The following is a 13764-nucleotide window of genomic DNA, read 5'->3' on the forward strand; positions in this document are numbered from 1 at the left end:
GGCTGTGTCACATTCGGCGGGTGCCGCGCCGAGGCGGCGTCGGTGCCCGCGCGCCGATCAGGAACACTGGAGCGAGGCGCGTCTCCGTATCGGAGGGTGCGCGCATCGGGTCGACGGTGACAGCGAGGAGCAACATGATGGGTAGACCGGCAGTTCGTGCGACCGCAGTGGCGGTGGGACTTGCGGTCGCGCTGGTCACCGGCTGTTCCTCCGACACCGATCCGGAGAACCTACCTACCCGCGACCCCGCGACCGCGCTGACCGCACCCGAGGTCACTGCACCGCCTGCCGGGACGGTCCAGCAGATCGGCACCGGCATCGAGGCGCTCGCGCAGGCACCGGGTACCGATGTGATCGCCGCGCTCGTCGACGAGGGCACCCGGCTGCTGCTCACCGCTTCCGCCTCCGACAGCGAGCCGCGCCCGGTGGCGTTGCCGCGTAGCGCGGTGACGGTCCTGCCGGGGCCCGACGGTCAGGTACTCGCGCCCGCGGCCGGTGCGGTCCTGCGCGTCGACGTCAACTCCGGTGCGGTCGGCGAGGTTCCGGTCGACGGAGAGGCCACCGCGGTCGCGGTGCTGCCGGACGGTCGCTGGGCGGTCGGCACCGCCGACGGCACCACCTATCTCCTCGATCCGGACTCCGGGGCCGTCGAGTCCACCATCACCGGTCTCGTTTCCGTCGACGTGCTCGTCGCGGCCGGCGACGACGTGGCAGCCCTCGACCGGCATCAGACCTCGATCACCGAACTGCACCTGGGCGAGGAGCGCCTCCGGATGGCGTTGCGGGCCGGTGAGGGCGCCGCCCAGATGGTGTCCGATCCGTTCGGCCGGGTCGTGGTCACCGACACCGAGGACGACGAACTGCTGGTCTACACGCTCGACACGCTCGTGCTGCGGCAGCGGTACCCGTCCGGTCCCGGCATCTACGGCGTCGCCTACGACGAGTCGCGTGATCTGGTGTGGGTGACGTTGACCGGCAGCAACGAGGTGGTGGGCTACGATCTGTCGACCGGGATCCCGAGGGAAAAGCAGCGCTATGCCACGGTGCGGCAGCCCAACTCGGTGTCCGTCGATTCGGATGATGCGGTGTTGGTGATCGGCTCGGCAACCGGTGATGGGTTGCAGCGGGTCCCGATCGGGGAGGTGTGATGGCAGGTGCCGGACGCCGGTTCACGCGGCTGCCCGTCGACTGGGACACCAGCAACGATGCCTACGAGTACGTGCCGTTGCGGTTGCCGCCGGACGTGTCGAGGGTCAGTGCGTCGATGCGGTTGGCGATCTCGGCCGAGTTCCACGGCTGGGAGCTGAGCCGGGTGCGGTTGTATCCGGACGGGAGCCGCCGGGTGCTGTTGCGCCGCCGCAAGACCGATCACCACGTGCCCGAACCGACCGTTCGTTGACACCGACCCCGGACCGACCCGGCCCGGGATTGCAGGGAGTTCTCTTGTATCGCTATGTCCTGAAACTGATGTTCCTGCTGCCGCCGGAACGCATTCACCACCTCGCGTTCCTCGCGATGCAACTGGTGACGCGCTTCGCACCGCTGCGGGCGCTGGTGTCGAAGATCCTCGTCGTGAACGACCCGGTGCTGCGCAACACCGTGTTCGGGGTGCCGTTCCCGGCGCCGCTGGGTCTGGCCGCGGGATTCGACAAGGACGCCACCGGCGCCGACGTGTGGGGCCCGCTCGGATTCGGGTTCGCCGAGATCGGCACGGTCACCGCACAGGCCCAGCCGGGCAACCCGGCGCCGCGTCTGTTCCGGCTGCCCGAGGACCGCGCGCTGATCAACCGGATGGGCTTCAACAACCACGGTGCCGGCGAGGCCGCCAATCAGCTGCGGCAGCGTCTGCGCACCGTGCCGATCGGCGCGAACATCGGCAAGACGAAGATCGTGCCCGCTGCGGAGGCGGTCGCCGACTACACCGAGAGCGCCCGGCTGCTCGGCCCGCTCGCGGATTTCGTCGTCGTCAACGTCTCCTCGCCCAACACCCCCGGTCTGCGGGACCTGCAGGCCGTCGAGTCGCTGCGTCCGCTGCTCGCGGCGGTGCAGGCCACCGTGACCGTGCCGGTGCTGGTGAAGATCGCGCCGGACCTGTCCGACGAGGACGTCGACGCGGTCGCCGACCTGGCGGTCGAGCTGGGTCTGGCGGGCATCGTCGCAACCAACACCACGATCCGGCGCGATGGTCTGCGCACCGACACCGCGCGGATCGAGGAGATCGGCGCCGGCGGACTCTCGGGTGCGCCCGTCGCGGATCGTTCCCTCGAGGTGCTGCGTCGCCTGCACGTGCGGGTCGGCGACAAGCTGGTACTGGTGTCGGTGGGCGGTATCGAAACGGTCGAGCAGGCGTGGGAACGGATCCTGGCGGGGGCGTCGTTGATCCAGGGGTACACCGGGTTCATCTACGGCGGCCCATTGTGGATGCGCCGCATCCACAAGGGTCTGGCACGCAAGCTCCGGGCGTCGGGCTATTCGTCGATCGCCGAGGCGGTCGGGTCCGGTATCTGACTTTCCCGATAGCTGAAAGCCCTGGTGGTCCACAACCACCGGGGCTTTCGCATGCCCGGTTCACGAGGCTTGTCGGGTCCGGTGGCTAGGGTGATGCGTCTTCGCACACACGAAAGGGCCACGGTTGAAAATCGTCTTCTTGCATGGGATCGGTGACGGCGACCCGGACATGATCTGGCTCGACGGACTCAACCGCGGTCTCGCCGCGCACGGCAGGGAGCCGGTGCCGGCTTCGGAGGTTCTCGCGCCGCGATACGCGTCGTTCCTGTCGACCGAGGGGCTGGGCGCAAAGATGCCGGCGCCCAATTCCGAACCGAAGGACAACACCGCCGCCCGCCACGAGTTCCAGCGCCGCAGGGCCCGGATCCGGCGGTCGCTGGCCGAGCGCGAGGACGTCCGCGCCTTCGGTTCGATCGGTTACCACCGCGTGCCCGGTCCTGTTCTGCACGCCGGCCAGGCCGCCGCGGTCGGTTCCGGCACGACGTTCTTGAACCTGCATCAGGTCGGCCGGTACGTGAACAGCGAACCGCTGCGTGGCGCGGTCCTGCGGTACGTCCTCGATCAGCTGCCGTCCGGTGCTCACGACCTCGTGCTGATCGGTCACAGCCTGGGCAGTGTGATCGCGATCGACCTGCTCGATCACCTTCCGGACCGGTTCCGGGTTCGGCGGTTCCTGACCGTCGGCAGCCCGGCCGGCTCCCCGGTGCTGCATCGCGACGGCAACCGGATGTCGCGGCGGTTCCCGTACTCGCGGGTCGACGACTGGACGAACGTGCTGGATGTCGGCGATGTCGTCACCGGTGGGCGCGGCCTCGCGTCCATCTTCGGCGCGGCCCAAGACGTCGTCGTCGACATTCGCGGTCAGCACGGCGCGGGCCTGTATCTCGGGCACGGCGCCGTGTCCGGGCTGATCGCGGAGGTGCTGTATCCGTCGCGGGAGCTCGTGCCGATCTCGGTGCATCTGACCGTGCGGATGTCCGACGACGACGCGAACAATCTGCTCACCCTGCACTACGCGCACGCGGTCGCCGGCGCTGTCAAGGACAAGACCGTCGCCGAACGCTACCGGGGGGCGCTCGCGCAGGTGCAGGACGATCTGGTGGAGGCCACCGGACGTTTCGTCCGGGAAACCGGGCGGGCGATACCTCCGGAGATCGCCGAGCTGCTCGAGGGCCGGCTGCCGCCGCTGCCCGACCGTTGGGGACTGCGCGAACTCGTGGCGCGACTGATGGTGCTGTCGTCGACGAACCTGGTCGAGCCCTACGACATCGACACCGGGCGCGCCCAGCGGGACGCGATGCGACAGATCCTGGACCTGCTCGGATACGAGGACATGGCCGCTGTGATCGGCAGGTCGCTCGACGAGGTGCGCGGCCACGTGTCCAAGAAGGGGGGCGTGCCGTGGGGCACGATCATCCCGATCGCCGTCGGGGCGGCATTGATCGCGGCCGTGCCGCTCGGGCTGGCCGCGGTTGGCACCGCTGGGCTTGCCGGCGCCGCGGCGACGACGAGCACGCTCGCCGCGTTCGGTCCCGGCGGCATGATGGGCGGGGTCGCGACGATCGGGACGCTCGCATCGAGTGGCACGGCGGCCGCCGCCTACGGGATGTTCTCGGGCGGCGGCTCGGTCCCGTCCGCGCTCGGCGCGAACGCCCTCGTGCTCGAGGTCGCCGTGGAATACGCGTGCAAACAACTCGCTCTCGAGGTGGACGAGACGCTGTGGTTCCGCGTCGCCGACGCGGAGTCCCAGGTGGCCGCGGAGATCCGCCGCCGTGAAGAATTCAGCGACCCCAAGTCCGCGCGGCTCGTCGAACTACGCGCGGTCCACGCGATCGTCTCGTCCCTGCTCGTGTTCCTCACCGTGCATGAACTGACCCCGCGCGAGCTCACCCCGGCACCCCCGCTGGCCGCGCTCGAGTCCTGACCCGCGCCGGACGAAGGAGGACCCGGCGACCGGAGCGGCCGCCGGGTCCTCGACGCCGATGCCTATTTCACCTCGTAGGTACCCGTCAGCAACGCGCGAGCGATGGCGTGCCCGAACACGTTGAAACCGAGGAACGCCGGGCTGGAGTCGGCGGTAAGCCCGTCGATCGTCTCGACGTCGAGGGCGTGGACGGCGACGATGTAGCGGTGGTGGCCGTGACCGGCCGGCGGGGCGGCACCGATGAAGCCGGGGCCGCCGCCGTCGTGGCGCAGCGTGACCGCCTCGGCGGGCAGTCCCTCACCACCGGCGCTGCCCGCACCGGCCGGCAGGTCCGTCACGGTCGCGGGGATGTTCGCGACAGCCCAGTGCCAGAAGCCCGACGCGGTCGGGGCGTCGGGATCGAACACGGTCACCGCGAAGCTCTTCGTCTCCGCGGGGAACCCGGACCACGACAGCTGCGGGGACACGTCGCCCCCGCCGGGGATCCCGAACGCGCCGCTGGCCTGCGCGAGTTTCCACTCCTCGCCTTCGGCGAAGTCCTCGCTGGTCACCTGGAACGTGGGCAGCTTCGGCAGAAACTCGTACGGGTCGTAATCGAACGCCATCGGGGGTCCTTTCCTCGTGGGGGCGGATCTTCAGGAATGCAACAGGAAGTGTTCCATGACGCGGGTCCCGAATCGCAGAGCCTCGACCGGGACACGCTCGTCGACGCCGTGGAACAGCGCCGCGAAGTCGAGATCCGGCGGCAACTGCAGGGGCGCGAACCCGAAGCACCGGATGCCGAGCTTGGCGAACGCCTTGGCGTCGGTGCCCGCGGAGAGCATGTACGGCACGGTCCGGCCCAGCGGATCGTGCGCGAGGATCGCCGCGTTCATCGCATCGACGAGATCGCCGTCGAAGCTCGTCTCGTACGAGTCGAGGCTCGTGATCCAATCCCGGGTCACGTCGGGACCGATCAGTTCGTCGACGGTGCGTTCGAATTCGGCGAGCCGGCCGGGCAGGATGCGGCAATCGACGATGGCCTGCGCGGTCTGCGGGATGACGTTGGCCTTGTAACCGGCCTGCAGCATCGTCGGGTTGGCGGTGTCGCGGAAGGTCGCGCCGATGATGCGGGCGATGGAGCCGAGTTTGGCGAGGGTGCCTTCGATGTCCGGGGACATCGGGTCGAAGTCGAGGCCGGTTTCCTCCGAGGCCGCGGCGAGGAACTCGGCGACCGAATCGGAGATCACGAGCGGGAAGGTGTGACTGCCGAGCCGCGCGACGGCCTGCGACAGGATCGTCACCGCGTTTTCCTCGTGCAGGAACGAACCGTGCCCGGCGCGACCCTTGGCGGTCAGCCGCATCCAGCCCAGGCCCTTCTCGGCGGTCTCGACGAGGTAGAAGCGGCGTTCTCCCCCGTCGCGTCGGGGCAGGGTCAGCGAGAAGCCGCCGACCTCCCCGACCGCTTCGGTGATGCCCTCGAACAGGTCGGGACGATGCTTCACGAGCCATTGGCAGCCCCAGGTGCCGCCGGCTTCCTCGTCGGCGACGAACGCGAACACCAGGTCGCGGGGCGGGACGATGTTCTCGGCCTTGAATCGGCGCGCCACGGCCAGCATCATGCCGACCATGTCCTTCATGTCGACGGCGCCGCGACCCCACACGTAGCCGTCCTCGACGGCACCGGAGAACGGGTGCACGCTCCAGTCGGCGGGTTCGGCGGGCACGACGTCGAGGTGGCCGTGCAGCATGAGGGCGCCGCGGCTGCGGTCGGCACCGGCCAGCCGCGCGAACACGTTGCCGCGCCCCGGCTGCCCGGACTCGACATACACGGTTTCGTAGCCCACTTCCTCGAGCTGCGCCGCGACCCACTCCGCACAGGCACGTTCGCCGCGGGTGGTCGCCGGGTCGCCGGTGTTCGAGGTGTCGAACCGGATGAGCTGGGAGACGAGGTCGACGACCTCGTTCTCGGCTCGGGACGGAATATGGGCACTCACGTGTTCGGCCATGCCTGAATGTCTACCACCGTGGGTTCGCATCTGTGCAGGTGAAGGGGGCGATTTGGGCGCGTGGACGCAGTGGGTTACTCTTTCACAGCACCCACGGAAGCGGGTGCGAACAATTCAGTCCGAGTGGCGGAATGGCAGACGCGCTAGCTTGAGGTGCTAGTGTCCTATTAACGGACGTGGGGGTTCAAGTCCCCCCTCGGACACTCTGAGTTGAGACAGACGGCGAAGGCCCCGAACCGACAGGTTCGGGGCCTTCGCCGTTGTCGTCACCGCCCCTGCCGTGCGCGTTTCCGGTGGCGGGAGCAGCCGGAAACGCGCACGAGACCCCGGGGCAGAACGATGCCAGCGCACGAATTGGGGAATCGCGCTTCCATACGCTACTGTTCTCGTCAGCGCCCGCGGGAGCGGGAGCTACCGGCATGTCCAAGCACATCCGGTCCGAGTGGCGGAATGGCAGACGCGCTAGCTTGAGGTGCTAGTGTCCTATTAACGGACGTGGGGGTTCAAGTCCCCCCTCGGACACTCCGACAGTTCCCGGAACTGACATTTGCGAGGTCACAAACCCGACAGGGTCGTGACCTCGTTTTCGTTTCGGTTCTGTGTGGGTTTGTGTCCGCTGGGCGAACACAAACCCACACAGAACATGTGATCAGGCGCGGCGACCCTTCCGGAAGTACCAGATCGGGCCCACGAAGTTGATCAGGGTGATCAGCGCCCACTTGCCCTTGCTGCCGTTGACCTTCTCGGCGGGACGCGTGGCGAGGTCCGCCCACGCCGTCGCCGCCAGCGACAGCTGCACGCTCGCAAGCGTGAGGACCGCGGTCTTCTGCCACGGGGCAAGGTCGGCGAACTTCTTCTTGGCGGCGCTCATGATCCGGGTGCTCCTCGGGTGTGTGGACGGACGCACCTCCTGCGCCCGATACCATTCATTGCTACAGCACGACATCGGAAAAGGTTCATGAACTCCCACTGCGACACTCCGGCCGCGGAGGCCGCCGCCGTCCCGCCGCGCGCAATCGACCCCGCCGAGCTCGAAACCTGCTTGAGGGTTCTCGATCTCGCGGCCGGCCTGGACGCCGGCGATCCCGACGCGATCGCCGTGCAGCGGGCCGCCGGCCACATGTTCAAGAAGTTCAAGCGGCTGCGCCGCAACGAGGCACGCACCCGGAAGGTCGAGGCCGACCGCGAGGTGCTGTCGGCGACCGCGACCGGGTCGCCGACCCGTATCGACGACGAAACCGCCGGGCTGACGCTGACGTCGACGACGCGCGGCGCGTCCGCGGGCACCCTGCTGCGTCCTCGGCACTGCTACGTGTGCAAGGACAAGTACACCCGGGTCGACGCGTTCTATCACCAGCTGTGCCCGGACTGCGCGGCCGAGAACCACGCGAAGCGGGACGCCCGCACCGACCTGTCGGGCAGGCGGGCCCTGCTCACCGGCGGTCGCGCCAAGATCGGCATGTACATCGCGTTGCGACTGCTGCGCGACGGCGCGCACACGACCGTCACCACCCGGTTTCCGCACGACGCGATCCGCCGGTTCTCGGCGATGGAGGACAGCGCCGACTGGATCCACCGGCTGCGGATCGTCGGGATCGACCTGCGCGATCCCGCACAGGTGGTCGCCCTCGCCGACGACGTCGCCGCGCAGGGGCCGCTGGACATTCTCATCAACAACGCCGCGCAGACGGTGCGCCGCTCCCCCGGCGCCTATTCGGCGCTGGCCGATGCCGAATCGGGGCCGCTGCCGGCGGGTCCCCGACCGGAGATGATCACCTTCGGCAAGCCGTCGGATGCCCATCCGGCGGCGCTGGCGGGGTCGCTGCCCACCGAGCTTGCCGCACACGCCCTGACGCCGGAGTCGGTGACGGCGCTGGCGATGGTCGCCGGGTCCGCAACGCCGGAGCGGATCGCGGCGGGGGTCGCGGTGGACGCGGGCGGGTTGCTGCCGGACCTCGTGCACACCAACAGCTGGGTGCAGACGGTCGGCGAGGTCGAGCCCCTCGAGCTGCTCGAGGTGCAGCTCTGCAACTCGGTGGCGCCGTTCATTCTGGTCAACCGGCTGCGCCCGGCGATGGCCGCGGCAGCCGCGCGGCGCAAGTACGTGGTGAACGTCTCGGCGATGGAAGGGCAGTTCGCGGGCCGCCGCTACAAGGGCGCCGGCCACCCGCACACCAACATGGCCAAGGCCGCGCTGAACATGCTCACCCGCACCAGTGCGGAGGAGATGCTCACCGACGGGATCCTCATGACCGCGGTGGACACGGGGTGGATCACCGACGAGCGACCGCATCACACCAAGATGCGTCTGGCCGAGGAGGGCTTCCACGCGCCGCTCGACCTCGTGGACGGCGCCGCCCGGGTGTACGACCCGATCGTGCAGGGCGAGGCCGGGGTGGACCTGTACGGCTGTTTCCTGAAGGACTACAAGCCGGCACCGTGGTGAGCCACGACAAGGATGCCGTGGTGAGCCACGACTGAGACGCACCTGACACGAAAGAGCAGGTCGAGACGGGTTACACACCCTCTCCACCCTGCTTCTTCGGGTCTGTGCCGGGATACTGGAGGCAGTTCCGTCGAGTCGCCAGGAGCATCATCATGACCGTCGCAGTCGTTCACGCCGATTCCCCCGAGGGCCGCGCCGCACTCGTCGCCGCCGTCGACGAGGCCCACCGTCACCACGAGGATCTGTTGGTTCTGCATGTGCTCGACGACGACGGTGCGGCTGCCGAAGCGGAAGTCGAATCGGTACGCACCGCGGTGCGGCGGATCGCCGGCGACGACGGCTGGCAGGTGCGCACGGCCGTGCACGACGGTGACGCGGTGGGCACCCTCGTCGGCCTTGCCACCGACAGCGGCGCCGCGCGGGTCGTGGTCGGCAGCCGGGGTCGCAACGCGCTCGGCAAGTTCCTGCTCGAACGGCCGCTGCAGAGATTGGTGATCGAGGTTCCGGTGCCGGTTCTCGTCGTCAAGGATCCCGACGAGCAGTAGCCGCCCTACCCTGGAGGCATGCCCTATCGCGTGCTGGCCGACGGTATCGCGGTTGCACACATGCTCTTTCTGCTGTACGTCGCGTTCGGTGGATTCCTGGCGTGGCGGTGGCCGCGCACGATCGTGCTGCACGGTTTCGCGGTCGCGTGGGGGCTCGGGTCGGTGGTCGTCGGATTCGAATGCCCGCTCACCGACACCGAGAACTGGGCGCGTCATCGCGCCGGCGCGGCGGGATTGCCGCCGTCGGGATTCATCGACCATTATCTGACCGGAGTGATCTATCCGGATTCCGCGCTCGGTCTGGTCCGCGCGCTCGTCGCGGCCTGCGTTCTCGTGTCCTGGGTGGGCCTGTGGCGACGTGCGCGTCGTGTGAGTTCCGTCGCATCCGGGGTTACCCGACAGTAGGGTGGGCGCCATGACTGCTGTCCCACGCGAACTCGACATCGTCGTCTACGGAGCCACCGGGTTCGTCGGTCGGCTCACCGCCGCCTACCTGGCCGAACATCTGCCCTCCGGCCTGAAGGTCGCCCTGGCCGGGCGATCCCGCAGCCGCCTCGAGAAGGTCCGCGCGGAACTCGGCGGCACGGCCGCGGACTGGCCGCTGATCGAGGCCGACGCCGGAAACCCCGAGTCCCTCGCCACGTTGGCCGCCGCGACGCGGGTCGTGCTCACCACCGTCGGCCCCTACGCGAAATTCGGGTTGCCCCTCGTGCAGGCGTGTGCCGAGGCTGGCACCGACTACGTCGACCTCACCGGCGAGGTGCTGTTCCACCGCGAGAGCATCGACCGGTTCGACGAGCTCGCGCACCGGACCGGGGCCCGGATCGTGCACTCGTGCGGCTTCGACTCGATCCCCTCCGACCTGGGGGTGCATGCGCTCTATCGCGCGGCGCAGGCCGACGACGCGGGTGAGCTCACCGACACCACCCTGGTGGTCACCGCGTTCCGCGGCGGTATCAGCGGCGGCACCATCGACTCGCTACGCACTCAACTCGACGCGGTGCGCAAGGATCCCGCGCTGCGGAAGGTCGCGGCGCAGCCCTACTCGCTGAGTCCCGATCGGGGGCGGGAGCCGCAGCTGGGGCGGCAGAACGATCTCGCGCTCGTCGACGGCAAGACCATCGCCCCGGAGCTGTCCGGGTGGAAGGCACCGTTCGTCATGGCGTCGTACAACACCCGGATCGTGCGCCGGAGCAACGCCCTGACCGGATGGGACTACGGAAAATCCTTCCGGTACCGCGAGGTCATGGATGTCGGCACGTCGCCGGTGTCGCCGGTGCTGGCCGGGGGTGTCGCGGCGGGCCTCGGTGCGCTGGTGCTGGGCTTGTCGTTCCCGCCCACGCGGTTCCTGCTCGACAAGGTGCTGCCCGCGCCGGGCGAGGGTCCGTCGGAAGCCACTCGCGACCGCGGGTTCTTCACGATCGACCTGTACACCACGACCACAAGCGGCGCCCGGTACACCACCCGGTTCGCGGCGCAGGGTGATCCCGGTTACAAGGCGACCGCGGTGATGCTCGGCGAATCCGCGCTCTCGCTGGCGGTCGGCGGTTCCGCACTGCATGCCGGTGGAGGGGTGCTCACTCCGGCGGTCGCGTTCGGCGATGTGCTCACCGAACGGCTGCGGGCGGCCGGTTTCGAGATCACGACACGCCGGCTTCCGTGACGGTCCGGCGGGACGACGCTCCACGGGCCGGAGGTGTCGTCCCGCCGCGGATCGGGCTATGCTCGACCGGTCGCCGTGTCTCGGCGACACCGACGACGAAGGACGCCAGCCGTGCAGACGACGAGCATCGAGGCCGCACCGGCCACCGTGCTTGCGCTGATGCCGTTCTGGCCGACTCGTCGTGGTGCCTGCTTCGACGGCGCGTGTTGTTCCCAGGTGTGTTGCTGAGCGGTCTGTCCGCTCCCATTCCCCTTCGGTAACCCACGTTCGCGGTCGGAGCATGCCTTGTTCAATTTGTTGATCTTCACTCTCGTCGGTGTCGGCGCGCAGCTCGTCGATGGCGCACTCGGCATGGCCTTCGGCGTCACCGCCACCACCTTGTTGATCTTCAGCGGGGTGGGTGCGGCACACGCCAGCGCGGCCGTGCACCTGGCGGAGGTCGGCACCACCCTGGTCTCGGGCATCTCGCACTGGAAGTTCCGCAACATCGACTGGAAGGTCGTCGCGAAGCTCGGCGTGCCCGGCGCGATCGGCGCGTTCCTCGGCGCGACGGTGCTGTCGAGCCTGTCCACCGAGGCCGCGGCCCCGGTCACCGCGGGGATCCTGCTGGCGATCGGCGTGTACGTGGCGTTGCGGTTCTCGGTGCGGCCGCCGGCGGTCGCGCATGCCCGCACCTCCCCGCACACCGCGAAGTTCCTGTCACCGCTCGGGTTCTTCGGCGGATTCGTCGACGCCAGCGGCGGCGGCGGATGGGGGCCAATCACCACCAGCACGCTGCTCTCGCGCGGTAAGACGGCACCGCGGACCGTCATCGGCTCGGTCAGCGCGTCGGAGTTCATGGTTGCGGTCGCGGCCAGCGTCGGCTTCGTGATCGGTCTCGGTCGCGAGTCGGTGGGCAACCTGCTCGTCGTCGCCGGGCTGGCGCTCGGCGGCGCGCTCGCGGCACCGCTGGCCGCGTGGCTGGTCAGCCGTGTTCCGGCGACGCTGCTCGGCACCGCGGTCGGCGGCATCATCGTCATCACCAATGCGCAGAAGCTGTTCAAGTCGTTCGACGTCACCGGCACCGTCGCGATGCTGGTGTATCTGCTGATCGTGGCCGGCTGGATCGCGTTGCTCTCCGTCTCGTGGCGGCGCTCGCGCCTCACCCGCGCCGAGTCCGCCGGGTCGCTCGAGCGGATCACCGTCCCGACCTCGCCCGCCCTGCGCGAAGAACGCGTCTGAACGGCACCGCTCGCCTCGCGCCTGACCTCGCGTCGTTCGACAGATTGGAGCGGGTGTGACGGTGTCCGACTCGAGGCTCCCGCACGACTACGCAAAGGCGCTCGCCGGTGCAGGGCTCGATGCCGCACCCGCCGGTGACGTCGAGTGTCCCGCTCCGGGGGCGCTGCTCTCGGCACGGCTGCCGGTGTTCGCGCTCGCCGCGGGCGCGGTCGCGGTGTTCGCGCAGGCCGCGAACCGGGTTCGGGCCGCGGCCGGGGTACCTTCCCGCCCGATTCGCCTGGACCCGGAGCGGATCGCCGCGTCGTTCTCCGGCGATCGGATGCTCCGGTTGTCGGGGACACCGGTCGACGGTTTCGCCGACCTGTCGGGGTTCTTCCGGGTTCGTGACGGGTGGGTGCGCACGCACGCGAACTATCCGCACCACCGGTCACGGCTGCTGCGGGCCCTGAACGTTCCCGCCGACGCGAGCCGCCACGAGGTGGTAGAGCGACTCTGCGGTCTCGACGCCGCCGAGGTCGAGGCCGCCGCGGTCGCGCACGACGCGATCGCGGTGCAGGTGCGCAGCGAGGCGCAGTGGCGGGCATCGGCGGCGGGATGCGCGGTGGCCGCCGAACCCCTCGTCGCGGTGACTGCCCGGCCCGATTCCGGGCGCCCGGCCGGGACGGCGGCGACCGCGGCGGCGCCGCTCGCCGGTGTGCGCGTGCTGGACACGACCCGGGTCATCGCCGGTCCGGTGGCCTCCCGGGCGCTGGCGCTGCTCGGCGCGACGGTGCTGCGGATCGACCCGCCGCACCTACCCGAGATCGCGTGGCAGCACCTCGAGAACGGCCAGGGGAAGCACAGTGCGCTGCTGGATCTGCGCGACCGCCGGGACGCGGCGACCTTCCGCGCGCTGCTCGCGGACGCCGACATCCTGCTCGGCGGGTATCGGCCGGGTGCGCTCGAGGCGCTGATCGGCGACATCGGCGCGATCCGTCCGGGCCTGCTCCGGGGCCGGGTGTGCGCGTGGGGCCGGACGGGGCCGTGGTCCGGCCGCCGGGGTTTCGATTCGATCGTGCAGGCCGCTTCCGGAATCGCGGTCGTCGAGTCCGGGGGTGACGGGCCGGGCGCGCTGCCGGCGCAGGCGCTCGATCACGCATCGGGGTACCTCCTTGCCGCCGGCGTCCTCGACGCCTGTGCGATCGGTGACGGTGTCGGGCGGGACGTCACGGTGTCGCTGGCCCGCACGGGCTCGTGGCTGCTCGGCGCGCCCGGTCGCCGGCCGGACCCGCCGCTGCCCGTCGCCCCGGGTGAGGCCACCGTCGCGATCCACGGTGCGGTCACGGCGGCTCGGCCCGCCGTCGCCGACTACGCCGATCATCCGTTTCCGGCGCGCCCCTGGGGCGGTGATCCCCCGTGCTGGCCGACACCTCCGCCCACACGCGTGCGGTAGCTGCTGACCTGCGACGATCGCGGGCAATCCCGGCAAA

At 69.9% G+C, this 13764-nt stretch carries 13 protein-coding genes and 2 tRNA genes; 12 read left to right on the forward strand and 3 right to left on the reverse strand.

The annotated features are described in order from the left end of the window. The first annotated feature begins 134 nt into the window (after nt 1-134). The 4 genes from RZ1_RS01035 to RZ1_RS01050 all read left to right on the forward strand — a co-directional run bounded on the left by RZ1_RS01035 (nt 135) and on the right by RZ1_RS01050 (nt 4432). Nucleotides 135-1148 (forward strand): NHL repeat-containing protein, encoded by a 1014-nt coding sequence (locus RZ1_RS01035; protein ID WP_307718274.1) that lies wholly within the window; start codon nt 135-137, stop codon nt 1146-1148. Next, nucleotides 1148-1399, forward strand: a complete 252-nt coding sequence (locus RZ1_RS01040; RefSeq protein ID WP_072808395.1) for a DUF5703 family protein — start codon at nt 1148-1150, stop codon at nt 1397-1399. Before RZ1_RS01035 ends, RZ1_RS01040 begins: the two co-directional genes overlap by 1 nt. Before the next feature lie 44 nt (nt 1400-1443). Continuing rightward, complete coding sequence (locus tag RZ1_RS01045) at nt 1444-2508, forward strand: quinone-dependent dihydroorotate dehydrogenase (protein ID WP_072808397.1); 1065 nt, start codon at nt 1444-1446, stop codon at nt 2506-2508. A gap of 124 nt (nt 2509-2632) precedes the next feature. Continuing rightward, nucleotides 2633-4432 carry a lipase family protein gene (locus RZ1_RS01050; RefSeq protein ID WP_072808399.1) on the forward strand — a complete coding sequence of 600 codons (1800 nt, stop codon included), beginning with the start codon at nt 2633-2635 and terminating at the stop codon, nt 4430-4432. 62 nt (nt 4433-4494) lie between these two features. On the opposite strand, the gene RZ1_RS01055 is transcribed toward RZ1_RS01050, so the two are convergent. After that, nucleotides 4495-5037, reverse strand: coding sequence for a YbhB/YbcL family Raf kinase inhibitor-like protein (locus RZ1_RS01055; protein ID WP_072808401.1), 543 nt, complete (start codon nt 5035-5037; stop codon nt 4495-4497). A gap of 30 nt (nt 5038-5067) precedes the next feature. After that, nucleotides 5068-6420, reverse strand: a complete 1353-nt coding sequence (locus RZ1_RS01060; protein WP_072808403.1) for a M20/M25/M40 family metallo-hydrolase — start codon at nt 6418-6420, stop codon at nt 5068-5070. A 117-nt stretch (nt 6421-6537) separates the two neighbouring features. Between RZ1_RS01060 and RZ1_RS01065 the strand changes: the two genes are divergently transcribed. Together RZ1_RS01065 and RZ1_RS01070 are read left to right on the forward strand one after the other, a co-directional pair. Next, nucleotides 6538-6623 (forward strand) — tRNA-Leu (locus RZ1_RS01065). 233 nt (nt 6624-6856) lie between these two features. Next, nucleotides 6857-6942: transfer RNA gene (locus tag RZ1_RS01070), tRNA-Leu, on the forward strand. Nucleotides 6943-7069: 127 nt separating this feature from the next. On the opposite strand, the gene RZ1_RS01075 is transcribed toward RZ1_RS01070, so the two are convergent. Further along, nucleotides 7070-7291: a hypothetical protein gene (locus RZ1_RS01075; RefSeq protein ID WP_072808405.1), complete on the reverse strand. Its 222-nt coding sequence runs from the start codon at nt 7289-7291 to the stop codon at nt 7070-7072. Nucleotides 7292-7378: 87 nt separating this feature from the next. Between RZ1_RS01075 and RZ1_RS01080 the strand changes: the two genes are divergently transcribed. The 6 genes from RZ1_RS01080 to RZ1_RS01105 all read left to right on the forward strand — a co-directional run bounded on the left by RZ1_RS01080 (nt 7379) and on the right by RZ1_RS01105 (nt 13727). Then, nucleotides 7379-8866 (forward strand): SDR family NAD(P)-dependent oxidoreductase, encoded by a 1488-nt coding sequence (locus RZ1_RS01080; protein ID WP_072808407.1) that lies wholly within the window; start codon nt 7379-7381, stop codon nt 8864-8866. A 152-nt stretch (nt 8867-9018) separates the two neighbouring features. After that, entirely contained in the window at nt 9019-9411 is a 393-nt protein-coding gene (locus RZ1_RS01085; RefSeq protein ID WP_072808409.1) for a universal stress protein, read from the forward strand. 18 nt (nt 9412-9429) lie between these two features. Further along, complete coding sequence (locus RZ1_RS01090; protein ID WP_072808411.1) at nt 9430-9816, forward strand: DUF2784 domain-containing protein; 387 nt, start codon at nt 9430-9432, stop codon at nt 9814-9816. Nucleotides 9817-9826: 10 nt separating this feature from the next. Next, the gene (locus RZ1_RS01095) at nt 9827-11074 is read left to right on the forward strand and encodes a saccharopine dehydrogenase family protein (protein WP_072808741.1); all 1248 of its coding nucleotides are present in this window, start codon (nt 9827-9829) and stop codon (nt 11072-11074) included. A 285-nt stretch (nt 11075-11359) separates the two neighbouring features. Continuing rightward, the gene (locus RZ1_RS01100) at nt 11360-12295 is read left to right on the forward strand and encodes a sulfite exporter TauE/SafE family protein (protein WP_072808413.1); all 936 of its coding nucleotides are present in this window, start codon (nt 11360-11362) and stop codon (nt 12293-12295) included. A 55-nt stretch (nt 12296-12350) separates the two neighbouring features. Next, nucleotides 12351-13727 carry a CoA transferase gene (locus RZ1_RS01105; RefSeq protein ID WP_373863687.1) on the forward strand — a complete coding sequence of 459 codons (1377 nt, stop codon included), beginning with the start codon at nt 12351-12353 and terminating at the stop codon, nt 13725-13727. Nucleotides 13728-13764: the final 37 nt, after the last annotated feature.

Origin of the sequence: Rhodococcus zopfii NBRC 100606 = JCM 9919 (assembly GCF_001895025.1) — a bacterium.
Lineage (GTDB): Bacteria > Actinomycetota > Actinomycetes > Mycobacteriales > Mycobacteriaceae > Rhodococcus > Rhodococcus zopfii.